21 protein-coding genes are annotated in these 21,018 nt (G+C 72.4%); 12 read left to right on the top strand and 9 right to left on the bottom strand.

The genetic code is table 11. The features are described 5' to 3' along the window. Window positions 1-109: 109 nt before the first annotated feature. Entirely contained in the window at window positions 110-814 is a 705-nt protein-coding gene (locus J7E88_RS12400; protein ID WP_215180077.1) for a type 1 glutamine amidotransferase domain-containing protein, read from the top strand. Window positions 815-822: 8 nt separating this feature from the next. Here J7E88_RS12400 and J7E88_RS12395 read toward each other — a convergent pair whose 3' ends face one another. Beyond that, entirely contained in the window at window positions 823-1,212 is a 390-nt protein-coding gene (locus J7E88_RS12395) for a VOC family protein (RefSeq protein WP_215180075.1), read from the bottom strand. 793 nt (window positions 1,213-2,005) lie between these two features. On the opposite strand from J7E88_RS12395, the gene J7E88_RS12390 reads away from it, so the two are divergent. Together J7E88_RS12390 and J7E88_RS12385 are read left to right on the top strand one after the other, a co-directional pair. Next, window positions 2,006-2,851 (top strand): VOC family protein, encoded by an 846-nt coding sequence (locus tag J7E88_RS12390; protein WP_215180073.1) that lies wholly within the window; start codon window positions 2,006-2,008, stop codon window positions 2,849-2,851. A 105-nt stretch (window positions 2,852-2,956) separates the two neighbouring features. After that, complete coding sequence (locus J7E88_RS12385; RefSeq protein ID WP_215180071.1) at window positions 2,957-3,637, top strand: HAD family hydrolase; 681 nt, start codon at window positions 2,957-2,959, stop codon at window positions 3,635-3,637. Window positions 3,638-3,680: 43 nt separating this feature from the next. On the opposite strand, the gene J7E88_RS12380 is transcribed toward J7E88_RS12385, so the two are convergent. Then, window positions 3,681-4,718 carry an NAD-dependent epimerase/dehydratase family protein gene (locus J7E88_RS12380; protein ID WP_215180069.1) on the bottom strand — a complete coding sequence of 346 codons (1,038 nt, stop codon included), beginning with the start codon at window positions 4,716-4,718 and terminating at the stop codon, window positions 3,681-3,683. A 243-nt stretch (window positions 4,719-4,961) separates the two neighbouring features. On the opposite strand from J7E88_RS12380, the gene J7E88_RS12375 reads away from it, so the two are divergent. The 5 genes from J7E88_RS12375 to J7E88_RS12355 all read left to right on the top strand — a co-directional run bounded on the left by J7E88_RS12375 (window position 4,962) and on the right by J7E88_RS12355 (window position 8,574). After that, window positions 4,962-5,648 carry a HemK2/MTQ2 family protein methyltransferase gene (locus J7E88_RS12375; protein ID WP_215180067.1) on the top strand — a complete coding sequence of 229 codons (687 nt, stop codon included), beginning with the start codon at window positions 4,962-4,964 and terminating at the stop codon, window positions 5,646-5,648. Further along, window positions 5,632-5,832, top strand: a complete 201-nt coding sequence (locus J7E88_RS12370) for a CDGSH iron-sulfur domain-containing protein (RefSeq protein WP_215180065.1) — start codon at window positions 5,632-5,634, stop codon at window positions 5,830-5,832. The genes J7E88_RS12375 and J7E88_RS12370 overlap by 17 nt, the downstream gene beginning before the upstream one ends. Then, entirely contained in the window at window positions 5,829-6,854 is a 1,026-nt protein-coding gene (locus J7E88_RS12365) for an iron-containing redox enzyme family protein (RefSeq protein WP_308307478.1), read from the top strand. Before J7E88_RS12370 ends, J7E88_RS12365 begins: the two co-directional genes overlap by 4 nt. A gap of 160 nt (window positions 6,855-7,014) precedes the next feature. After that, on the top strand, window positions 7,015-7,266 hold the full coding sequence (locus J7E88_RS12360) for a DUF5133 domain-containing protein (protein ID WP_215180062.1): 252 nt from the start codon (window positions 7,015-7,017) through the stop codon (window positions 7,264-7,266). 69 nt (window positions 7,267-7,335) lie between these two features. Continuing rightward, window positions 7,336-8,574 (top strand): aromatic acid exporter family protein, encoded by a 1,239-nt coding sequence (locus tag J7E88_RS12355; protein WP_215180060.1) that lies wholly within the window; start codon window positions 7,336-7,338, stop codon window positions 8,572-8,574. Window positions 8,575-8,606: 32 nt separating this feature from the next. Here J7E88_RS12355 and J7E88_RS12350 read toward each other — a convergent pair whose 3' ends face one another. The 5 genes from J7E88_RS12350 to J7E88_RS12330 all read right to left on the bottom strand — a co-directional run bounded on the left by J7E88_RS12350 (window position 8,607) and on the right by J7E88_RS12330 (window position 12,591). Next, a complete protein-coding gene (locus J7E88_RS12350; protein ID WP_215180057.1) occupies window positions 8,607-9,872 on the bottom strand; it encodes a cytochrome P450 in 1,266 nt (421 codons plus the stop codon). A 55-nt stretch (window positions 9,873-9,927) separates the two neighbouring features. After that, window positions 9,928-10,716 (bottom strand): RNA polymerase sigma factor SigF, encoded by a 789-nt coding sequence (locus J7E88_RS12345; RefSeq protein ID WP_215180055.1) that lies wholly within the window; start codon window positions 10,714-10,716, stop codon window positions 9,928-9,930. A gap of 188 nt (window positions 10,717-10,904) precedes the next feature. Further along, a complete protein-coding gene (locus J7E88_RS12340) occupies window positions 10,905-11,645 on the bottom strand; it encodes a metallophosphoesterase (RefSeq protein WP_215180053.1) in 741 nt (246 codons plus the stop codon). Then, complete coding sequence (locus tag J7E88_RS12335) at window positions 11,642-11,896, bottom strand: hypothetical protein (protein WP_215180051.1); 255 nt, start codon at window positions 11,894-11,896, stop codon at window positions 11,642-11,644. The genes J7E88_RS12340 and J7E88_RS12335 overlap by 4 nt, the downstream gene beginning before the upstream one ends. Then, window positions 11,893-12,591 (bottom strand): nucleotidyltransferase family protein, encoded by a 699-nt coding sequence (locus tag J7E88_RS12330; protein ID WP_215180049.1) that lies wholly within the window; start codon window positions 12,589-12,591, stop codon window positions 11,893-11,895. The genes J7E88_RS12335 and J7E88_RS12330 overlap by 4 nt, the downstream gene beginning before the upstream one ends. A 264-nt stretch (window positions 12,592-12,855) precedes the next feature. Here J7E88_RS12330 and J7E88_RS12325 point away from each other — a divergent pair, with 264 nt between their 5' ends. Both J7E88_RS12325 and J7E88_RS12320 read left to right on the top strand, forming a co-directional pair. Beyond that, window positions 12,856-13,254 carry an STAS domain-containing protein gene (locus J7E88_RS12325; protein WP_215180047.1) on the top strand — a complete coding sequence of 133 codons (399 nt, stop codon included), beginning with the start codon at window positions 12,856-12,858 and terminating at the stop codon, window positions 13,252-13,254. 11 nt (window positions 13,255-13,265) lie between these two features. Beyond that, window positions 13,266-13,754, top strand: coding sequence for an ATP-binding protein (locus J7E88_RS12320; protein ID WP_215180045.1), 489 nt, complete (start codon window positions 13,266-13,268; stop codon window positions 13,752-13,754). Window positions 13,755-13,804: 50 nt separating this feature from the next. On the opposite strand, the gene J7E88_RS12315 is transcribed toward J7E88_RS12320, so the two are convergent. Further along, window positions 13,805-14,683, bottom strand: a complete 879-nt coding sequence (locus J7E88_RS12315; protein ID WP_215180043.1) for a SigB/SigF/SigG family RNA polymerase sigma factor — start codon at window positions 14,681-14,683, stop codon at window positions 13,805-13,807. Between the two features lie 129 nt (window positions 14,684-14,812). On the opposite strand from J7E88_RS12315, the gene J7E88_RS12310 reads away from it, so the two are divergent. Both J7E88_RS12310 and J7E88_RS12305 read left to right on the top strand, forming a co-directional pair. Continuing rightward, window positions 14,813-15,238, top strand: a complete 426-nt coding sequence (locus J7E88_RS12310; RefSeq protein WP_215180041.1) for an ATP-binding protein — start codon at window positions 14,813-14,815, stop codon at window positions 15,236-15,238. Between the two features lie 334 nt (window positions 15,239-15,572). Next, on the top strand, window positions 15,573-18,518 hold the full coding sequence (locus J7E88_RS12305; protein WP_215180039.1) for a HAMP domain-containing protein: 2,946 nt from the start codon (window positions 15,573-15,575) through the stop codon (window positions 18,516-18,518). Window positions 18,519-18,616: 98 nt separating this feature from the next. Here the strand turns inward: J7E88_RS12305 and J7E88_RS12300 are convergent, their stop codons facing one another. Further along, entirely contained in the window at window positions 18,617-20,875 is a 2,259-nt protein-coding gene (locus J7E88_RS12300; protein WP_215180037.1) for a SpoIIE family protein phosphatase, read from the bottom strand. Window positions 20,876-21,018 lie beyond the last annotated feature (143 nt).

The raw sequence follows: 21,018 nt of genomic DNA, 5'->3' as shown, positions 1-21,018 counted from the left end.
GAACTTATGACGTCCATGATGCCTGCGGATGGTGTCGGGTGAAAGCTGTTGTTGTCAGCCTCGAGGCCTCGTGAACAACCGACATCCATCAGTGAAGGACCCCTTGCTCATGTCGAAGATCCTTATGGTCGTCTCCGGTGCCGACAGCCTGGAACTGGCCGACGGCTCCAGTCACCCGACCGGCTTCTGGGCCGAGGAGGTGGCCGTGTCACACGAGATGCTGCGCGCCGCGGGCCATGACGTGACCGTCGCGACGCCGGGCGGCGTTCGGCCGACCCCCGATGCCATCAGCCTGGACGCGCGCGGCGGCGTGGAGGAGGCGGACGCCCGGCGCTTCGCCGCCTACCTGGAGGCGATCGACGGTGAACTCGCCGCCCCGCTCGACCTCGCCAAGGTCTCCGCGGGCGACTACGACGCCGTCTACATCCCGGGCGGCCACGCACCGATGACGGACCTCGCGGACAACGCCGACCTCGGCCGGCTGCTGAACGACGCCGACCGCGGCGGCAGTGTCGTGGCGGCCCTGTGCCACGGGCTCGCGGCCCTTTTGAGCGCACGGCGCGAGGACGGCTCGTTCACCTTCGCCGGGCGGGAGGTCACCTCGTTCAGCGACGAGGAGGAGCGCCAGGGCGGGCTCGGCGACCGGTCGCCCTACTTCGTCGAGTCGCGGCTGCGCGACCTCGGAGCGAAGGTCACCACCGGCCCGGCGTGGTCGAGCACCGTGGTCGAGGACCGCAACCTGATCACCGGCCAGAACCCGCAGTCGAGCGCCGACACGGCCCGGCGCGTGGTCGGGGCACTCGCCGCCCGCTGAACCGCGGCTCAAGTGGTGTGTGGCACGGCCAACAGCGTGAAGGAGTGCCCGGCGGGATCGGCATACACCCGCGCATTGCCCGCGCCCGGCCCGGTGCCGCTGTCCACCGGCGTCGCTCCCAGGCCCACCGCCTCGCGCTCCGCGGCGTCGAGGTCGCCCTCGGCGACCCGGATGTGCAGGTGTGACTGCTGGGAGTCCTCCGGGCGCGGCCAGCTCGGGGGCGCGTATCCGTGATCGCGCCGCACGGCGAGCCGTACGCCGTCGGGGCCGGCGACCTCGACTAAGTCGGGATCTGCGCCGACGTGGACCTCCGCGTGGAGCAACGCTGCGTAGAAGTCGGCGAGTTGGCGCGGTTCTGCCGAGTCGAGGACGAGGAAGGGTGTCTTCGTGACCGTCATGCGCTGCGCCTACCCCCGGCGACGCACCCCACACGGCCGCCCGGGTCGGTCGGCCGGATATCGAACTGTCCGGCGCGGGGGCCAGGGCGGGTGGCGTGGCGCGTGTGGCCGACGTGGCGATGCCGGCGACCTCGGTCGTATCCCTGGCAGTCGGGCACGGCCCGCACGTGGACGTCTCTCCCGCCCGCATGTCGCTGTATGTCGCCGTCGGTCCGGAGCAGGTGACCTGCTCCGGACCGACGGCATGGGCCGTGCCGCACCCAGCCGGCCGTGTGATCGTCCACCGGTCCACCCGCATGGCCCGCGCGGGCCACTCCGCCGCGCCGTGCTCGGCCGCATGGCTCACAGGGGCAGCCCTGCGGTCGCCTGCCCGGGTCGGCCGGGTGCCGGGCTCGGCTGGGCAGTGGGCACGGGCGCGCCCGGCGGCGTGGTGTCGTCACCGACGGTCGCGGACCGGGCGACCGCTCACCGTGCGGCCAGGCTCCTGCCGGTGCCGACCCGCTCGACGTGCGGCCAGGCACTCTGTCGGGTCTGGCCGCACGGGCTGCGGTTATCGAGCCGTCGAGCGGGCACCCGCAGGGCGACGGCCGGTGCGGCCACCGGCCGACCGTGGAGTTTCGGAACGCCCGCAGGCACTGTCGCACAGGCGCGCGTGGCGACACGGTTACATACAGTGACAATCGGGCTAGCCTCTTCCCGCCGCACGGAGGAACATGGGTTCCGGGACGCGGCCCCATCCAGGCGCCGTCGGCCCGAGCGACCCCAGCCGAGCCCCCGACACCGGGACATGGTGATGAACGACAAGACGAACCCGGCCCGGTCCGCGACCGCCGCGCAGAGCGCGGCGGTGTTCGGCGCGCCGTGCTGGGTCAGCCTCATGGCGCGCGACCTCCGGGCCGCCCAGGACTTCTACGGGGCCGTCCTCGGGTGGAGGTTCCGCAAGGGCAGGCTCGGCGAAGACTTCAGCGTCGCGATCTCCGACGGCGCGCCGGTCGCCGGTATCGGCGCCCTCGCCCCCCGCCTGACGGTCGCGGTGGCGTGGACCCCGTACTTCGCCGTCAGGGACGCCGACGAGGCGGCCGGGCGGATCAGGGAGCGCAGCGGCACCGTCGCGGTCGGCCCCCTCTCCCTGGCCACCGGACGCGGGGTGCTCGCCGCGGACCGCGACGGCGCGGTGTTCGGCATCTGGGAGGGCGAGCTGGTGAGGGACTGGCCGGCCTGGCGGGACAGCCCGCCCGCCTGGATCAGGCTGCTCGCCAGGGACGCCTTCGAATCCGCCATCTTCTACGGAGAGATCCTCGACTGGGCCTCCGACCGCGCCGGCTGCTGCGAGGTGAGCTACGCGGAGGACGCGGTCCTGCTGCACCGTGCCGGACGGGTGCTCGCCCGGCTCACTTCCGGCGCCGACGGCACCGCGATCAACCCCCTGCTGCACCCTCGCTGGCACGTCCACTTCGCCGTCAAGGACGTCGAGGAGACCGCGCACACCGCCCGCAGACACGGCGCGACCCTGCTCGGGGAACAGTCCACGACACGCGGCATGGAGGCGAGCCTGCGCGATCCGGACGGCGCGATCTTCACGCTCAGCTCGTTGGACGACGCGGTTCCGGGCCCCGATCCCACCCTTGTCGGCCCGTAGCGTTTCCGGGCCACCACCCTGGTGACCACCTGGGTCACCACCCGGCCCCCGGGTCCGCCCCCGACCCGGCACGCCCCCGACCCCGCCGGACGCAGAGAGGCCGCGATGGAACGAGCCGCCGTCTTCGATGTGGACGGGACCCTCGTCGACACCAACCATCTCCATGTCACCAGCTGGTGGGAAGCCTTCCGGCAGGCCGGCCACCGCGTCGCCATGCACGACATCCACCGCGCCGTCGGCCTCCCCGGCGGCGACCTCGTCGCCCACCTGCTGGGCGACGGCCGGGACGAGAGCCGGGACGACGCCGTCAAGGCCGCGCACAAGGCCCTCTACGCCACGTACTTCGACCGGCTGCCGCCCCTTGACCAGGCGGGGCAGCTGCTGCGTACGCTCTCCCGCTCCGGGTGGACCGTGGTGCTGGCGACCTCGGCCTCGGGGACGGAGCTGGCGGCACTGCGCCGGGCCGTCGACGCGGACGACGCCATCAGCGCCATGGCAAGCGCCGACGACGTAGCCGAGGGCAAGCCCGCGCCGGAGCCGGTCCAGCAGGCGCTGGAGCTGGCGGGCGTGCCCGCCGAACGCGCCGTCTTCGTCGGGGACACGGTGTGGGACATGCGGGCCGCGCGGCGTGCGGGCGTGCTGTGCGTCGGTCTGCTGTGCGGCGGCATTCCCCGCGCGGACCTCATCGAGGCGGGGGCGGACGCCGTCCACGACCACCCGGCGGATCTGCTCGCCGCCCTGCACACCGGCCCGTTCGCCGAAATCGTCCGCCGGACCACGAGCTGACACCGGCCTGGCGCGAGCTCGTGGGGAGGCCGTCAGCGGGCCGTCAGTGAGCCTTGTGCCCCGCCAAGGGCGCGGTCTGCTCGCCACTGCCCTCCCGTACACCCCGCAGGAACGCCTGCAACGCCTCCACCGACGTGTGCGCCGGACGCCACTCCAGCTCCTCGCGGGCCCGCGTGGAGTCCATCAGCGGCAGGCGAAGCACCGCGTCGAACAGCTGGGGCGAGGCCGGTACGAGGCGCATCGCCCACGCCGCGGCCAGTGCCGCGTGCACGGGCCCCTTCGGCACCCGCACCACGCGCGCATCGAGCAGTTCGCCGAGCACACTCGCGTCCACCACAGGGTCGGCGGCCAGATTGAACGCCCCGCGCGCGTCGAGAATCACGGCGAGGAGATAGGCGTTCGCGGCGTCCTCGGTGTGCAGCACCTGGAACCGGAGTCCTTCGATGTCCGGTACGACGGGGACCAGCGACGGCCTGATCAGCGAACCCGGCAGGAAACGCCCGGCGAAGATGCGGCGCTGCTCGCTCGCCGAGGTCTCCTTGAACAGGAAGCCGGGGCGCATGCGCACCACACGGACCTGCGGATGCCGCTCCTCGAAGGCGTCGAGCACCCGTTCCAGGTAGGCCTTCTCACGGCAGTACGCGGCATGGGGCAGTCCGTGGGTCGGCCACGACTCGCCGACGCCCGGAAGGGACTTCGGCCCCGGGGCGTACGCGCCCACGGACGAGGCGTGCACCAGCGCGGGTACGCGGGCCGCCACGACGGCGTCGAAGACCCGCAGGGAGCCGAGGACGTTGCTCTGCCAGGTCGTGCCGGGATCGTGCGTGGGCTGGAACCGCCAGGCCAGGTGCACCACCGCGTCGGCGTCCTGGAAATGCCGGGCGAGGTCGGTCGCCGCGTCGTCGGCCGACAGGTCGACGGCGGCCCACTCCGTCCGAGAAATACGCAGCTCGGGCGTGCGACGCGCCAGCCCGAGGACCGACGCGATCCGCGAATCATCGGAGAGTGCCCGCACCACACTCGTCCCGACATTCCCGGTTGCCCCCGTGACCACCACTCGCAGCCCTGTTGTCGCGCTCATCGGGCCTCCGTCGTGCCGTTGTCCCGCAGTCGGATGTTCGGTGCCCTCCGGGTCCCCCCACCGGCCGGACCGAAACAGCCGGGCCGCAATGGCCGCGACGCGCACGCCGGGCCGCAACGGCTGCGACGCGTGCCGGACGCCGACCTCCGCAGGCGAATGATCGGGATGAATGCCGCCGATGCGGGCACCCGGGGATCACGGCCGGGCGACGACCGCCCGCACGAGACCCCCGAGGTGGCGACCATGGTGACAACCGCGACGCCGGAGAGGACGCGTCCGCCCGGGCTGCTGCGCACCCCGGGCGTGTACGTCCCGCAGAGCGACACGTTCCTGTTGCAGGAAGCGATGGAACGCGAACCGCTGCGGCCGGGCGCCGAGGTACTCGACGTGGGAACGGGCAGCGGTGCCCTGGCGCTCGCGGCCGCCCGGCGCGGTGCGCGGGTGACCGCCGTCGACACCTCCTGGCGCGCCGTGCTCACCACCCGCGTCAACGCGGCCCTCGCCGGCCACCGTGTCGAGGTGCTGCACGGTGACCTTCTCGCCCCCGCCGCCGGCCGCCGCTTCGACCTGATCGTCGGCAACCCGCCGTACGTGCCCGCACCGCAGGCGCGGCCTCCCCGGCGCGGCCCGGCCGTCGCCTGGGACGCGGGGCCCGACGGGCGCGCGGTGCTCGACCGGATCTGCGACGGTGCGGCGGCGCTGCTGCGCCCGCACGGGGTCCTGCTGCTCGTGCACTCCGCGCTGTGCGGCGTGGCGCCCACGCTGGAACGCCTGCGGTGCACGGGGTTCGAACCGGACGTGGTGGACCGGGAGAAGGTGCCGTTCGGGCCGGTCATGACCTCCCGTGCCGCCTGGCTGCGACAGCGGGGGCTCATCGCCCCCGGTGAGGACAAGGAAGAGCTGGTGATCGTTCGTGCCGACCGAATCTGAACGGCCCCGCCGCATCACCCCCACCCGAGACGGGCCGCTGCTCGTCGAGGGCCCGGTGGACGTCGTCCTGGACGACGGGACCGTTGCGAGGTCCGACCGTTTCACGGTCGCGTTGTGCACCTGCCGGCGCAGCCGGGCCTACCCGTGGTGCGACACCAGTCATCGGCGGCGGGGCAGGAAGTGAGCGCCGTGCAGGGCCCCACACCCCTCGGGCGGGGCACGGCTGAGCGGATACTGCCGCAGGCCCGCGGTGACCTGTCGGGCGCCGTCCTCGATGCCCTGCGGGGCTCACCGGTCGTAGCCCGGCTCCCCGCCGTGCGCGAGGCAGAAGGCGCCGACCCCCTTGGCGACGACCTGCAACTCGCGCTCTACGCCTGCTACGAACTGCACTACCTCGGCTTCGTCGGCGTCGACGCGGCCTGGGAATGGGACCCGGACCTGCTGCGGCTGCGCGCGGCCATGGAGGAGAACTTCCTTTGCGCCCTGCGCGCCGGGACCCAGGGCTGTCCGGACCTCGAGGAGGCACTCGGCGACCTGCTCGTCGAGCCGGTCCGGGGCACCGGGGTCAGCCGCTACCTGCACGAGGAGGGCTCGCTGTGGCAACTGCGTGAGTACGCGGCCCAGCGCTCGCTCTACCACCTGAAGGAGGCCGACCCACACGCCTGGGTCATCCCGCGCCTGCGCGGCCGGGCGAAAGCCGCTTTCGTCGCGGTGGAGTTCGACGAGTTCGGCGGCGGCCGGCCCGAACGCATCCACGCCCGCCTCTTCGCCGACCTCATGGCCGACCTGGGCCTCGACACCGCCTACGGCCGCTACACCGACGCCGCGTCCGCCCAGATGCTGGCGACGGTCAACCTGATGTCCCTGTTCGGGCTCCACCGCGCCCACCGCGGTGCTCTGGTGGGGCACTTCGCGGCCGTCGAGGTGTCCTCCTCGCCCGCGTCCCGGCGGCTGGCCGCGGCGATGCGCCGCACCGGGGCGGGCAGCGCCGCCGAGCACTTCTACGACGAGCACGTCACCGCCGACGCCGTCCATGAGCAGGTCGTGCGCCGCGACGTCATCGGGGGACTGCTGGAGGGCGAGCCGTCGCTCGCCCCGGAGGTGGCGTTCGGGATCGCCGCCACGGCGTTCGTCGAGGACCGGTTCGGCGAGCAACTGCTGGGCGCCTGGCGGCAGGGGGCGAGCAGTTTGCGGACGCAGGTGTGACATGAGACGGCGGCGGAGGCCAGTTCGGCCGTACGGTTGTGAACCACTACGGAAAGTGATGGCCCGCGTGGCGGAATGGGTCGCTCCGGATCACAATGAGGCACCGGACGGACGTCGTTCCGCCGTGTGGCCGGGGGCCGCAGAAACCGGGAGACCCACGATGCTGATGCCCGACACGAGCGTCATCACCAGGCTGATTGCCCGCTACCGGGCCCAGGAACACCACCTCCTCGCCGCTCCGCACGACGAGCACGCCCGAAGACGCTTCGAGGACACCGCCTACACGCTGTGCGTCCTGATGTGCGAGCGCACGGCCCGCGAGGCGGTGCTGGCAGCCGAACGCTACGTACACCGCCACACCCGCTCCGGCGCGCAGCCCATGGGCAAGCGCGCGGCGTCCGGCGGCTGCTGACCAGGCGGGCGCCCGCAGCGGCCGGCCGGACCGGCGAGGGAAGGCCGATCCGGCCAGGGAAGGACCAAGGTGCCCGAAGTTCGCAGAGCGCTTCCCGAGCCCGTCGCCGGCTTCGTGCGCCGGCGCAAGGAGCCCGTCGTCACCCAGACTCTGCGCTCCACGGCGGCGGCGACCATCTCCTACGTCGTCGCCCTGCACGCGGTCAACAGCTCGGCGCCGCCGCTGACGGCCCCCCTCACCGCGCTCCTGGTCGTCCAGGTCACCCTCTACTCCACCCTCACCACCGGTATCCGGCGGGTGAACTCCGTCGTCGTCGGCGTACTCATCGCCATCGGGTTCAGCGTGCTCGTCGGACTGAGCTGGTGGAGCCTCGGCCTGATCATCCTCGCCTCCCTCGTGGTCGGCCACTTCGTGCGCGTCGACGAGTTCGTGCCCGAGGTGGCGATCAGCGCCATGCTCGTGCTCGGCGTGACCCAGGTCGCCGACACGGCCTGGGACCGGGTGCTGGAGACGCTGATCGGGGCGGTGGTGGGCCTGCTGTTCAACGTCGTCTTCGTGCCGCCGGTCTGGGTGGAGACGGCCGGGGACTCCATCGAGGACCTGGCTCGGCGCATGCGGCTGCTGCTGCTGCGGATCGGCGAGGAACTGACCAGCCCGACGCCTGTCGAACGCGCCGCGGCCCGCCTCCACGAGGCACGCCGGCTCGACAACGACGTCGCCGACGTGGACGCGGCGCTGCGGCAGGCGGAGGACAGCCTGCGGCTCAACCCACGTGTCAAGGAGGGCCTGCTGCACCGCATCGTGCTGCGCACCGGGCTCGACACGCTGGAGATCTGCGCGGTCGTCCTGCGCGTACTGGCGCGCACGCTCACGGACCTGGCCAAGGAACGCAGGGACGAGGCCCTCTTCCCGCACGAGGTGGGCGTCGCCCTCCAGGAACTGCTCGGCCACGTCGCCGACACCCTCGTCAGCTTCGCCGTCCTCGTCACCACCACGACCAGCGGCAGCGCGGATGCCGCCGAGGAGCGGCTGACCGGCGAACTCGCGGCCGCCCGTACGAGCCGGGACAACGTCGCCGAGCTGCTGCTGCGGGGCGCACGGGACCTGCCCCGGCAGTGGCAGCTCTACGGCGCCCTGCTCACGGAGGTCGACCGCATCCTCGACGAACTCGACCTCGACCACCGCTCCCGGCGCCTGATGGAGGAGCTCGACCGCCACACCAGGGAGCGGCGCGAGCGCCGCCCGCAATTCCTCTCGCTGCTGGACCGGGCGCGCGGACGCCGCAGGCGCAGTCCCGCCGCCCACTGACCGGGCTCCGGTGCACCGCCGGGAACGCGGCGTCAGTTCTCCGGAGCGGACCGCACGGCGATGACGAACCCGTCGGCGGGCCGGGTGGGGATCCGGCTCAGCGGGATCGACAGGTCCTGCGGCGGCACCTCGTAGTCCAGCCGTGCCAGCCGTACCGCCAGGGTGGCCAGGAGTGCGACGGCGATGTCCTCGCCGGGGCAGCGGTGGCCGGTCGCCACGTCGCCGCCGCCCTGCGGAATGAGGCCGTACGGGTCGGCGGGAGGGCCGCCGGTGAAACGGGCCGGGTCGAAGGTGTACGGGTCGGGCCACAGGGCCGGATCGTGGTGGTGCCCGTACACGTCGAGGACGACCAGCGTGTCCTCGGCGATCTCCTCCTCCTCCCAGCGCAGATCCGTCGCTGCCAGACCGGCCACGAAGGGCACGAAGGGGTAGAAGCGGCGGACCTCGTGGGTGAACGCCTCCGCGTACGCCGGATCGCCGGCCCGCAGCGCCTCGCGGTGCCGGGGCCAGCGGTGCAGCGCGTGCCCGGCGAACGCCACGAACCAGGCGAGGGCGGCCGTGGGGCGCACGATGTTGAGCACCTCCGCCGCCGCCGTGTGCGTGTCCAGCGGCCGGCCGTCCGCGTCCCGGTGCAGCGCGACGGCGCGCAGCGCCGATCCGCGCGGAGCGCCGTCCTCGTCCGGGACCGCGTCGCGGCGCACCGCCTCGACCAGCTCCCCGATACGCGCCTCCTGACGGGCCCTGGCCTGCCGGGCCCGGCGGTGCCGGGGGCCCGCGGTGGCGAATCCGTCGACCATGGCCACGAGGTCGTCCGCCACGGCCGGGGCCTCGTCCTCACCGAGCGGGAAGCCAGCCCAGGAGCAGACCGCCCGTGTGATCACCCGTGCGGCCTCGGTGAACAGCTCGGTGCGCGGCATCGTGGCCCACGACCGGGCCGCGAGGTCCCACTCGGTGCCCGCGTTCTCCGCAAGACGGCCCACGGCCTGCTCGTCCCCCAGCAGGGACACGAACAGCGCCTTGCGGGTGCGGTGGCTCGCGCCGTCCAGGGTGTGCACGGCCCCGCGCCCGAACAGGGTGTCGAGCACGGGACCGGGCAGCGCGCCGTCGCGCCTGACATGGCGTTCGTCGTAGAAGAAACGCGCCGCGTCCACGCCGTGCAGCAGGACGGCCCGGCGGCCCAGAAACCGTGTGCGGACGGGCGCGCCGCCCTCCCGGCGCAGCAGGTCGGGGAGCCAGGCATAGCCCTGGGTCAGGACGGAGATGGTGGCGTCGGGGCGCAGCGTCTCGCGAAGATCCATGCGCTCAGCATTCCCCGCACCGCGGGCGAAGTGCTCGGTCTCGTGGCATTACCGCTCATGCGGCGTCCCGCATGACCTCGTTGCGCAGCTGGTCGCAGCAGCGGCTGATGAGCCGGGAGACGTGCATCTGGGAGATGCCGAGGGTCTGGGCGATGCTGCTCTGTGTCATATCGCGGAAGAAACGCATGTAGAGGATGCTCTGCTCCCGTTCCGGCAGCTTGCGCAAGCCCGGTTTGACCGCCTCGCGGTCGACGAGGACGTCGATCGCCGGATCGGCGGAGCCGAGGGTGTCCCCGAGGGAGTAGCCGTCGTCCGCGCCGGGCAGCTCGGCATCGAGGGACAGGGCGGTGAAGCTCTCCAGAGCCTCCAGACCGAGGAGCGCGTCCTCCTCGCACACGCCCGCCCGCTCCGCGATCTCGGTGACCGTGGGGGAGCGGCCCGAAATCGTCTGGGTCAGGTCCTGACGTGCGAAGCGGACCCTGTTGCGCAGGTCCTGCACCCGGCGGGGTACGTGTAGGGCCCACATGTGGTCCCGGAAGTGACGCTTGACCTCACCGACGACGGTGGGGACGGCGAAGCTCTCGAAGGCTCCGCGCGAGGGGTCGTAGCGGTCGACGGCCTTCACCAGACCGAGTGCGGCGACCTGTTGAAGATCCTCCAGGGATTCGCCGCGGTTGCGGAACCGGCCCGCGATCCGTTCGGCCATGGGCAGCCAGGCCGCCACGATCTCCTGCCGCAGTTCCTGCCGTTCCGGCCCGTCGTCCAGCTCGGCCATCCTCTGGAAGGCCTCTGCGGTGTCGGGGGCGTCGGAGTGCGAATGCTTGCCTTGTGGCAACGTGCGCATGATGTCGGGTCTTCCTGCAGGGTGTGGTGCCTTGAAGGATTCGACTCACCCGTGGAAGCGCTCGGGGCCGGTCTCCCGCACCCGGAGCGTCGACTCCCGCGGGGTGTGCTTCCGTCCGAAGTACAAAACGCGGCTGCCCGGGACTTCACGGCCAAAACGTGCAATGAAGGCCGCTTTCGCGGCCCGGCTCATGTGGCGGCGGTCGCCCGCACCGGCAGGTGGTAGACGGCGAAGGCGTGCCCGATCACCGGCTGCGCGACATTGCGGACCTTCACACCACCGGCCGTCAGGCCGTGCTCGGTGCCCAGATGCGCGTGTCCGTGCACGGCGAGGTCGGCGCGGCCCTCGTCAACCGCCTCCGCCAGCAGGTAGCTGCCCAGGAACGGATAGATCTCCGGTGGCTCGCCGGCGAGGGTGTCCGGTACCGGGGAGTAGTGCGTGAGCGCGATCCGCACCGCGCAGCCGCGGTCCGCCAGCTCCAGCAGTGAACGGCACAGATCCGCCGCGCACCGCCGGGTGTAGCGGACGAACGCCTTCATCTCCGGTTCGCCGAACTCGCCTGCGCTGCGCCCCGCGAACCCGCCGCCGAAGCCCTTCGTACCGGCGACCCCGAGCCGGGTGCCGGCGATGTCCAGCACCGTCCCGGAACCCTCGAGCACCGTGACCCCGGCCCGCTCGAGGACCGCGGAGACCTTGTCCTCCTGGTCGCTGTGGTAGTCGTGGTTCCCCAGCACTGCGACGACGGGCACGCCGAGCCCCTCGACCTCGGCGGCCACGACCTCCGCCTCCTCCACCGTTCCGTGCCGCGTCAGGTCACCGGCCAGCAGCAGGACGTCGGCGCTCGCGCCGAGGGTGTCGAAGGCCGGACGCAGCGCACCGTGGCTGTCCGGACCCAGATGGATGTCTCCGACGGCGGCTACGCGTATCACTCCAGCTCCTCGGGGCTTTCGGGGGCTGTGGCGCCGGCGATCATCAGATCGGCGCGCACCGGCAGCCCGCCGAGTTCGGCTTCGGCGATGCGCAGGATCTCGGCCCTGCAGGCGGCGCTGGCCACGGTGCCGTTCAGGTGCACGTATCCACCGCGCATGTCGATCTGGACGCCCAGTTCCGCGATGTCCTCCTCCGCGAGCCGCTCAAGCAGGCGCGCGATGCGGTACTCGGAGGCCTGGAGGCCGTTCACGGCACACCTCCCGGGCCACCGGGCCGCGGCGGGATCACATCGAGCCGCTCCAGCAGATAGAGAAACGCGTCGGGCATGGGGGACGCCGCGTACTCGCGGCGCAGCGCGTCCCAGTCGACCCGTTCGCGCAGCGCCCGCGCGACGGGCAACAACCGCCCGAAGTCGCAGTGGTGCTCGGACAGTGCCGCGAGCCTGCTGCTCATCAGGTCGGTCGGCGCGAGCACGGGCATGTGCACGGAGTCCACCGGCATGACCTCCGCCCGGTCCAGCAACTCCTTGGTGACCGGCCGGTGCGCCAGCTCGAAGATCAGGTCGATCTCCTCGCCGCCGGTCCGTGCTTTCACCAGCCAGTCCTCCGGTGGGGACACGACCTCCACCCCGCCGTCGGTGAGGGCCCGCACCACGCCCTCCGCGTCCTTGCGCCGCAGGCAGAAGTCCGAGTCGTGCTGGAGCCGCAGGGGGACGCCGTACGCGTACACGGCCACGCTCCCGACCAGGGCGAAGGGGTAGCCGGATGCCTTGAGCAGCGCGGCCACCTCTTTGGTGGCCTGGAGGATCGCCTGGGTGTGGTCCTCGGGCAGCGGCTCGGGTTCCGTCCGGGACGCCGTGGCCGCAGCACTGCCGCCCGCGCCCGCCACCCGGCCGGAAGGCGGCCGCAGCGGTGCGGCGCGCGGAGTTTCCTTGATGGGGTTCATCGCCGGTGCTCCGTCCAACGTCGGGAACGTCATGTACCCCCTCGGCGGCTGTTGATCCATGCTCGCACTTGTCCGTGTGGAATTCACAGGGGCTGGTGTGCCTGCGTCGAAGGCGGGGTACCCGCAGGCTCCGGTACGGCCGTCCACCGGTCCGCGGCGTGAGGACGCCGACGGAAGGCGGTGGGCACGACGGTCCGTCCGGTCAACAGTCGAAGAGCCGGAAGCCGCTCCGGCGCCGGCGCGAGGTCGAGGAGGCGGGAGTCCATGGGTCCGGAAGCCACCAGGGGGGCCGGGAATCCGGCGGCCACCGGAGAGGAGCGGTTCTCCTTGACCACCGCGCGGCGGGCGGACGCCGTCGTCCTCACGCTCAGCGGCGAACTCGACCATGACACGGCCGGACCGCTGCGCGAGGCACTGGAGCGGCATGTGGGCCAGGGAGCCCGGCGCATCCTCGTCGACTTCGGGCCGCTGAGATTCTGCGACTCCACCGGCCTGAACGTCCTGCTGCACGCCCGGCTCGCGGCGCAGGAGGCCGGCGGACGCATCGAACTCGCCGCGCTGCGCCCCCCGGTGGCCCGGATGTTCGAGATCACCGGAGCGCAAGCGGTCTTCCAGGTGTACGCCGGCGTCGAGGAAGCGCTGGCGGACGAGCGGCCGGCATAGCGGGGGGACCGATGAACACGACCCTCCGCGGCCCCGGGCAGACCCGCAGGCTGGCGCTGTACGGCACGAAGGGCGTGGTGAGCCGGTGCCGCGACTTCACCCAGGACGCGCTGTACGACTGGGGATGGACGCGGGACAGGGACCTGATCGGACTCGACGACGAGAACGGCGAGGTCGTCGAGGACGTGCTGCTCCTCGTCTCCGAGATCGTGACGAACGCCTGCCTGCACGCGGGCGGGCCGCAGGAACTCGTCCTGCACCAGTTCGGACCGCGGTTGCGGATAGAGGTGCTGGACGCCAGCCCCGCGCCGCCGCGCCGCCGTATGCCGAACGACCTCACCCAGCCCGGCGGTCACGGCCTCATCATCATGGAGCGCCTGGCACGCAGCTGGGGCGCCGAACCCCGCGGCTCGGGGAAGGTCGTCTGGGCCGAGGTTCCCGTCCCGCCGCCCGCACACCGCGGGGAAGCGGCCGGCGGCGACGGCCGGGCCGCGCCGTGAATCCTGCCGCCGTGAATCTGCTCGTGAAGCTGCTCAGGCGCTCAGGTCGCTCAGGCTGTGATCCCCTCGCGCAGCGTCGCGAGGATCCGCGCGAGCAGCCGGGAGACATGCATCTGGGAGATGCCCAGGCGCTCACCGATCTCCGACTGCGTGAGTTCCTCGCGGAAGCGCAGCGACAGGATGAGCCGGTCCCGCTCGTCGAGCGTGGCGATCAGAGGCTTGAGCGCCTCCAGGCTGTCCACGATGTCGAACGCCGGGTCCTCCACGCCCAGCCGGCGCGAGACCCCGGTGGACGCCTCCTCCTCGTTGACCGCCGTGTCCAGCGACTGGGCGGTGTACCCGTTGGACGCGCGCTCGCCCTCCAGGACCTCCTCCTTGCTGACGTGCAGATGCTCGGCCAACTCGGCTGTGGTGGGCCGGCGCCCCAGCTGCTGCTCCATGACGTCGAGGGCCTTCGCGAGCTCGATCCGCAGCTCCTGCAGCCGCCTCGGCACGCGGACGGACCAGCTGGAGTCGCGGAAGTACCGCTTGATCTCCCCGACCACGGTCGGCAGCGCGAAGGACGCGAACTCCACCTCGCGTTCCACGTCGAACCGGTTGATCGCCTTGATGAGTCCGATCGTGCCGACCTGGATGATGTCCTCCATCGGCTCCGCCCGGTTGCCGAAGCGTGCCGCCGCGAACTTGACCAGGCTCAGGTTGAGCTCGACCAGTGTGTTGCGGACGTACGCGTACTCCGATGTGCCCTCGTCGAGCTCGGCCAGGCGCTTCAGAAGCGTCGTGGAGAGCGGGCGTGCGTCCGCCGGGCTGACTGCCCGGGGATCGGGTATCTCCGGCAGCCCGGTCGCCGTGGTACGGACCGTCCGGTCCGGGCGTGGCGGCGCGGCTGCGGTGCGGGTCGACTGCTGGGTGGGTGCGGTGCTGGACATCAGGTTTCCTTCGACGGGGCGGAGGCCTGCGCTGCCGTCTGCAGCGGGACCGTCGGGTGAATTCCTGTTCTCGCAGATATTCCCTCTTTTGACTGCTTTGATACCGATTTGCTGGGAACTGGCACCAACATGGGAAACGCGTCGCAACTACGCCCGGTGACCACCGGCCGCCGCTTCGCCCTCGACGGCGAAGCGGGGGTGGTGGCACGCTGCCGTGACCTGACGCGCGAGGCCCTGCACGACTGGTTCCCGCTGGACGGGCCCGACGCCGCGGTGGCCGCCGGCGACGTGCTGCTGCTCGTCTCCGAGGTGGTCACCAACGCGTGCCGCCACGGCGGCTTCCCGTACGAGCTGGAGCTCGCCCGAGGGCCCGGCCGCATCTGGGTCCAGGTCAGCGACACCAGCGCACTGCGCCCACGCCCCCTCGGCCCGCACCGCGCGTCCCGGTCCTCCGGACACGGCCTCTACCTGCTGGAGCGGCTCTCCGCCGACTGGGGATGGGCCCGGCACGGCACCGGAAAGACGGTCTGGTTCGCGGTGGACATCCCCGAGTGAGCCGGTCCCGTTCGCCGTGGACGGGCCTGAGCCACCCGGTTCCGTTCGCCTGGACGGGCCTGAGCCACCCGGTTCCGTTCGCCTGGACGGGCCTGAGCCACCCGGTCCCGTTCGCCGCTCGACGGGCCTGAGCCACCCGGCCCTGGTCGCCGTCGACGGGCCCGCGTGAGTCGGTCCCGTTCGCCGCGCGACGGGCCCGCGTCGGCCGTCTCCGGCGGCGCTCCCGCTGGGGTGTCACGGCCATGCCCGCGTGCCACAGTGGAGGAAGCCGTAGGCGGTGCCGCGACGCCTGGTGACGCACGCGCACCGCGCCCCTCACAGCGCGAGGTCTGCGATGGACGAGTCCGCCCGCGGGCCGGGCCCCGACCGGGGCCGGCCGTCCGCCGAGCTGAGCGAGGAGGGACTGAGGAAGCTGCTGGCCGGCCTCATCGCCGTACGCGACGGGGACCTGTCGGTCCGGCTGCCGAGCGACTCCCCGGACCTGCTCGGCGAGATCGCGGGGATCTACAACGACATGGTCGACCAGCTCTCCCTGGTCACCTCCGAGGTCACCCGCGTGGCACGCGAGGTCGGCGGGCAGGGTCTGCTCGGCGGCCAGGCGCGGGAGCCGCGCGTCAGCGGTGTGTGGAGCGAGCTGACCTCCGGCGTCAACACCATGGCCGACAACCTCACCTCACAGGTGCGCTCCATCGCCCAGGTCGCCACCGCCGTGGCGCGCGGCGACCTGACCCAGAAGATCCGCGTCGACGCCCGCGGCGAGATCCTCGAACTCAAGGAGACCATCAACACGATGGTCGACCGCCTGTCCTCGTTCGCCGAGGAGGTCTCCCGGGTGGCCCGCGAGGTCGGCACGGACGGCAACCTCGGCGGTCAGGCCACCGTTCGCGGTGTCTCCGGCACGTGGAAGGACCTCACCGACAACGTCAATTCCATGGCGAACAACCTCACCAACCAGGTGCGCAACATCGCCCAGGTCACCACTGCGGTCGCCCGCGGCGACCTCACCCGCAAGATCGACGTCGACGCGCGCGGCGAGATCCTGGAGCTGAAGACGACCATCAACACGATGGTCGACCAGCTGTCCTCGTTCGCCGCCGAGGTCACCCGGGTGGCACGCGAGGTCGGCAGCGAGGGCCGGCTCGGCGGACAGGCGGAGGTGGCGGGTGTCTCGGGCACCTGGAAGCGGCTCACCGAGAACGTGAACGAACTCGCCGGCAACCTGACCCGACAGGTGCGTGCCATCGCGGAGGTCACCAGCGCCGTGGCCGAGGGCGACCTCACCCGCTCCATCACCGTCGAGGCCCCGGGCGAGGTCGGGGAACTCAAGGACAACATCAACGCGATGGTGGAATCCCTGCGCGCCACCATCCGGGCCAATGAGGAGCAGGACTGGCTCAAGACCAACCTGGCGAGGGTGTCCGCCCTGATGCAGGGCACCCGCAACCTCGACGTCGTCGCCGAACGGATCATGGAGGAGGTCCCCCCGCTGGTCCGCGCCCAGTACGGCGGCTTCTTCCTCGCCGAGCAGGGAGCCGACGGGACCGAACTCGTCATGATCGCCTCGTACGGCTCTCCGGAGGGCCCCGAAGCGCCGCCGCGCCGCTTCCGCATCGGTCAGTCCCTCGTGGGCCAGGCGGCCCGCAGCCACCGCGCCATCGAGGTGCACGACCTGCCGCCCGGCTACGCCACCGTCACGACCGGCACCGGCAGCACCGACCCCAGCCATCTGATCGTCCTGCCCGTCGTCCACGAGGGCCAGGTGCTCGCCGTCATCGAGCTCGCCGCCGTCCGTCCGCTGACCGTCCTCCACCGCGACTTCCTCGACCAGTTCATCGAGACGGTCGGCGTCAATGTGAGCACCCTCGTCGCCAACGCGCGCACCGACGAACTGCTGGAGCGGTCCCAGCGGCTCACCGCCGAACTCAGCGCACGATCCAAGGAACTGACCGCCCGCCAGGAGGAGCTCCAGCGCTCCAACGCCGAACTCAAGGAGAAGGCCGCCCTGCTGGCCGACCGCAACCGCGACATCGAGCGCAAGAACCTGGAGATCGAGCAGGCCCGCCAGGAACTGGAGGCCCGCGCCCAGCAGTTGTCCAGGACATCGATGTACAAGTCGGAGTTCCTGGCCAACATGAGCCACGAACTGCGCACCCCGCTCAACAGCCTGCTCATCCTGGCCCAGCTGCTCGCACAGAACCTCGAAGGCAACCTGACCGAGAAGCAGGTCGACTACGCGCAGGTCATCCACTCGGCCGGCTCGGACCTGCTCCAGCTCATCAACGACATCCTGGACCTGTCCAAGGTCGAGGCCGGCAAGATGCCCGTCCACCCGAGCACGTTCGCGCTCGCCGGCCTCATGGAGTACGTCGAGGCCACGTTCCGGCCCGTCGCGAGCGAACACGCCCTCGCCTTCGAGGTGATCGCAGAGCCCGGGACCCCCGAGCGGCTGACCACCGACGAGTCCCGGCTGCGCCAGGTGCTGCGCAACCTGCTGTCCAACGCCCTGAAGTTCACCGAGCAGGGCAGTGTCGAGCTGCGCGTCGCCGGCGTCCCCGACGACCACGTGCCCGCCTTCCTGCGCGGCGCCGGACCCGTCGTCGCCTTCCACGTCCTGGACACCGGCATCGGCATCCCCGCCGACCGGCTGGAGAGCATGTTCGGCGCGTTCCAGCAGGGGGACGGCACCACCTCCCGCCACTACGGCGGCACCGGCCTCGGGCTGTCCATCAGCCGTGAGGTCGCCAGCCTGCTCGGCGGTGTGATCGAGGTCGACAGCACCCCGGGACGCGGCAGTTGCTTCACGCTCTATCTGCCGGTCCACGGGCGCGGGGGCTCGACCGAGGCGGCCGCCGCCGCGGAGCCGGAGGCGGCCGATGAGCTCGCAGGCATGCCGGCGGCCGGTCACACGGTCCTCGTCGTGGACGACGACAGCCGCAACGTGTTCGCCCTCACGGAGATACTGGAACGCGAAGGCATCCGCGTCCTGACCGCCGACAACGGCACAGCCGGCATCGAACTGATGCGCACCCACGAGGAGATCGAGCTCGTCGTGATGGACGTGATGATGGCCGGCATGGACGGCTACGCCGCCATGGCGGCCATACGCAAGCTCCTGCGCGGCCGACACGTGCCGATCGTCGTCGTCACCGCCAAGGCCATGCCGGGCGACCGGGCCGAGGCGCTCGCCGCCGGGGCCGACGACTATGTGGCCAAGCCCGTCGACACCCTCCAACTGCTGGCGAAGATCCGGACGCTGCTGTCGGGAGAGCCCCGCCCGTGACCCCGTGACCCCGTGACCCCGTGACCCGTGTGACCCGCCGGCGCCCGGCACGGCAGCCACGTGCCGACGTGGCGGGGCCCTCGCGGGCCGACCCCGGCTCAGCGCAGGCGGATGGCGATCAGGCTCGTGTCGTCGTCCGTGTCCCCGGTGGCCCCGCCGAGCAGCCGGTCCACCTGCTCCTGGACGGAGCAGGGCCCGAGCTCCTCGGCGGTCAGGCGCAGTGCGTCCAGCCCCTTGTCCAGGCCGTCGTGCCGCCGCTCGATGAGACCGTCCGTGAACAGCAACAGCGTGTCGCCGGGGACGAGTTGGGTCGTGCGCTCCTGGTAGGAGGACGTGGGCAGGGCGCCCAGGAGGATGTCGTGCGGCGGCTCCAGCAGCTGTCCCCGGCCCTCGCGCACCAGCAGCAGTGGCAGATGACCCGCGCTCGCCCAGCGCAGCACACGGTTCGAGGGGTCGTACAGCGCGCAGACCGCCGTGGCCGTGGGGTGCCCCGGGGCATGCAGCGTCACCTCGTTGAGCCAGCCCATGAGCCGGCCCGGCGGATGACCCGTGAACGCCAGTCCCCGCAGCGCGTTCCGCAGCGCGACCATGCCCGTCGCCGAGTCGATTCCGTGCCCCGCGACATCGCCGACCGCGACGAGCACCCGCCCGCCCGGCAGCGGCAGGATGTCGTACCAGTCGCCGCCGACCCGGTACTCCGCCGCCGCCGGCCGGTAGCGGGCCGCGGCGCTCAGCCCCGGGAGCACGGCCGGTGACGGGATCTCGGGCACGATGGCCTGCTGCAACTGGAGCACCAGCCGGTGGCGCAGCAGGGCCTGCGCGCGCACGGCGTTGAGCTGGTCGAACGTCGCGGTGAGCGCGACTTCGGTGTGGTACTCGGCGGAGATGTCCTGGTAGACGCCCGTGATCCCGGTGAGGGTGGATTCGCGCAGCAGCGGCTCGGCGGCGATCCGTACATGCCGTGGCCCGCCGTCCTGCCGCAGCACCCGGACCACGGCCGCCGCGCCCTTGCGGCGCTCCACCACATCGGCCAGCAGCTCGGCGAGATCGTCCGTGTCCTCGGGGTGCACGCGCGAGCCCAGATCGGCGAGGGGGATCGGGGTCGCGTCCCGGGGCATGTCGAAGATCGTGTACGTCTGTTCGGTCCACGTCGTCCGTCCCGTGACCAGGTCGTCCTCGAACAGTGCGAGCCCCTGCAGACGCCCCACCGCCCGCCCCACCGCCGTGCGGCGGTCGCTCGCCGTGTGCCAGAGGACGACGGCGCGGTCCCTGCCCGCCGGCAGCACCCGAACGTCCAGCAGCGGAGGGGGGAAGTCGCCGTTGTGCTCGGCGGGCAGCCGCGCCGCCCGCTGGAGGAACCCCGCGTACTGGGCGCGCCGGGCCATCGCCGACAGGTCCCTGTGCACCAGCGGGAACGCCACCTCGATGGGACGCCCCGCCACCCGGTGCGCCCCGCCGAGCGCCTCGGCGGCCTGCGCGTTGACGTGCTCGATGGACAGGGCCGAGGTGCCCGCGTCCCGGTGCAGGGTCATGGCGGGGTGGACCAGGGAGTCCAGCAGGTCGTCCAGCGCGGGGAATTCGGCGGTCGGCTCGGCCGTCGCGCCGACCAGCCGGCCGGCGACCTCCACCAGACCCGGCAGCACCGTGCGCACCTCGTCGTCCAGCTCGGTGCTGTCCGGCCACACCGCCAGGGCGATCCCCACCGCCGAGCCGCGCACCCGCAGCGGGAGGACCGCCCGCGCCGCCCGCTCGGAGGGGCCTGGCAGCACATGGCCGTCGGTGGTGCCCGACGGCAGCCAGACCGGCCTGCCCTCCATGAGCGCCTCGCGTACGGGCAGGGGGACGGCCGGCGGAATCCACCGCCACTGGGCCGCCTCCAGGGCGCTGACACCCGAGTGCCCCACGAGCTCCAGGCAGCCGGACTCCGTCAGTCGCCACAGCCACAGCGCCTCCACCCCCAGCGGACGCAGACCGCCCTCCAGCAGCGTGGCCGCACCCTGCGACACCGAGTCCTCGGCCTCCGCCGCGGCCGTGATCCGGCGCAGCCGGCGCGCATCGGTCCACACCGTGCCGGCGGACGGCGCGGACACGGCCATGGACCCGGCAACACCGTTGACGATGTCGGCGGCGATGTCCTCCTGGCGGGTCGCCGCGGACCGTGCCAGCCGTGCCAGATGCTCGGCCGCCTCCGACGGGGTGGTCTGCAGCTGTGCGGCAAGGATGCCGGTGGCCAGATCGGTCAGATGCCGCCGGGTGATGTCGTCCCGCAGCGCGGCGTTCTCCTCGGCGAGCCGCTGGAGGATCGCCGGCGTGCCGTTCTGCCCGCCGCCGCCTCCGAAGGACCCCTGCGCAGGCATGGTCTCGACCACTCCCCTTCCGGGCAGCGGTGGCGACCGGGAACGATCGCCGCCCGCTGTGGAGTTTACGCGCGGCCTGGAGCAGCGGCACATGTCCGCGAGCACTGCGGGCGCTGCCCGATTGCCGCCGGACGGCGCCGGGT

The sequence above is a fragment of the Streptomyces sp. ISL-10 genome (genome assembly GCF_018614575.1).
Lineage (GTDB): Bacteria > Actinomycetota > Actinomycetes > Streptomycetales > Streptomycetaceae > Streptomyces.
The sequence above is the reverse complement of the archived record's forward strand: the minus strand, read 5'-3'. Positions and strand labels throughout refer to the sequence as shown.

What these genes read in the sequence shown, in the direction of transcription:
- J7E88_RS12390 (WP_215180073.1), top strand. Translation starts at nt 2,006, where the DNA reads ATGAACGACAAGACGAACCCGGCCCGGTCCGCGACCGCCGCGCAGAGC.
- J7E88_RS12375 (WP_215180067.1), top strand. Translation starts at nt 4,962, where the DNA reads ATGGTGACAACCGCGACGCCGGAGAGGACGCGTCCGCCCGGGCTGCTG.
- J7E88_RS12350 (WP_215180057.1), bottom strand. Translation starts at nt 9,872, where the DNA reads ATGGATCTTCGCGAGACGCTGCGCCCCGACGCCACCATCTCCGTCCTG.
- J7E88_RS12400 (WP_215180077.1), top strand. Translation starts at nt 110, where the DNA reads ATGTCGAAGATCCTTATGGTCGTCTCCGGTGCCGACAGCCTGGAACTG.
- J7E88_RS12330 (WP_215180049.1), bottom strand. Translation starts at nt 12,591, where the DNA reads ATGAACCCCATCAAGGAAACTCCGCGCGCCGCACCGCTGCGGCCGCCT.
- J7E88_RS12305 (WP_215180039.1), top strand. Translation starts at nt 15,573, where the DNA reads ATGGACGAGTCCGCCCGCGGGCCGGGCCCCGACCGGGGCCGGCCGTCC.
- J7E88_RS12360 (WP_215180062.1), top strand. Translation starts at nt 7,015, where the DNA reads ATGCTGATGCCCGACACGAGCGTCATCACCAGGCTGATTGCCCGCTAC.
- J7E88_RS12385 (WP_215180071.1), top strand. Translation starts at nt 2,957, where the DNA reads ATGGAACGAGCCGCCGTCTTCGATGTGGACGGGACCCTCGTCGACACC.
- J7E88_RS12300 (WP_215180037.1), bottom strand. Translation starts at nt 20,875, where the DNA reads ATGCCTGCGCAGGGGTCCTTCGGAGGCGGCGGCGGGCAGAACGGCACG.
- J7E88_RS12345 (WP_215180055.1), bottom strand. Translation starts at nt 10,716, where the DNA reads ATGCGCACGTTGCCACAAGGCAAGCATTCGCACTCCGACGCCCCCGAC.
- J7E88_RS12320 (WP_215180045.1), top strand. Translation starts at nt 13,266, where the DNA reads ATGAACACGACCCTCCGCGGCCCCGGGCAGACCCGCAGGCTGGCGCTG.
- J7E88_RS12325 (WP_215180047.1), top strand. Translation starts at nt 12,856, where the DNA reads ATGGGTCCGGAAGCCACCAGGGGGGCCGGGAATCCGGCGGCCACCGGA.
- J7E88_RS12310 (WP_215180041.1), top strand. Translation starts at nt 14,813, where the DNA reads ATGGGAAACGCGTCGCAACTACGCCCGGTGACCACCGGCCGCCGCTTC.
- J7E88_RS12395 (WP_215180075.1), bottom strand. Translation starts at nt 1,212, where the DNA reads ATGACGGTCACGAAGACACCCTTCCTCGTCCTCGACTCGGCAGAACCG.
- J7E88_RS12380 (WP_215180069.1), bottom strand. Translation starts at nt 4,718, where the DNA reads ATGAGCGCGACAACAGGGCTGCGAGTGGTGGTCACGGGGGCAACCGGG.
- J7E88_RS12315 (WP_215180043.1), bottom strand. Translation starts at nt 14,683, where the DNA reads ATGTCCAGCACCGCACCCACCCAGCAGTCGACCCGCACCGCAGCCGCG.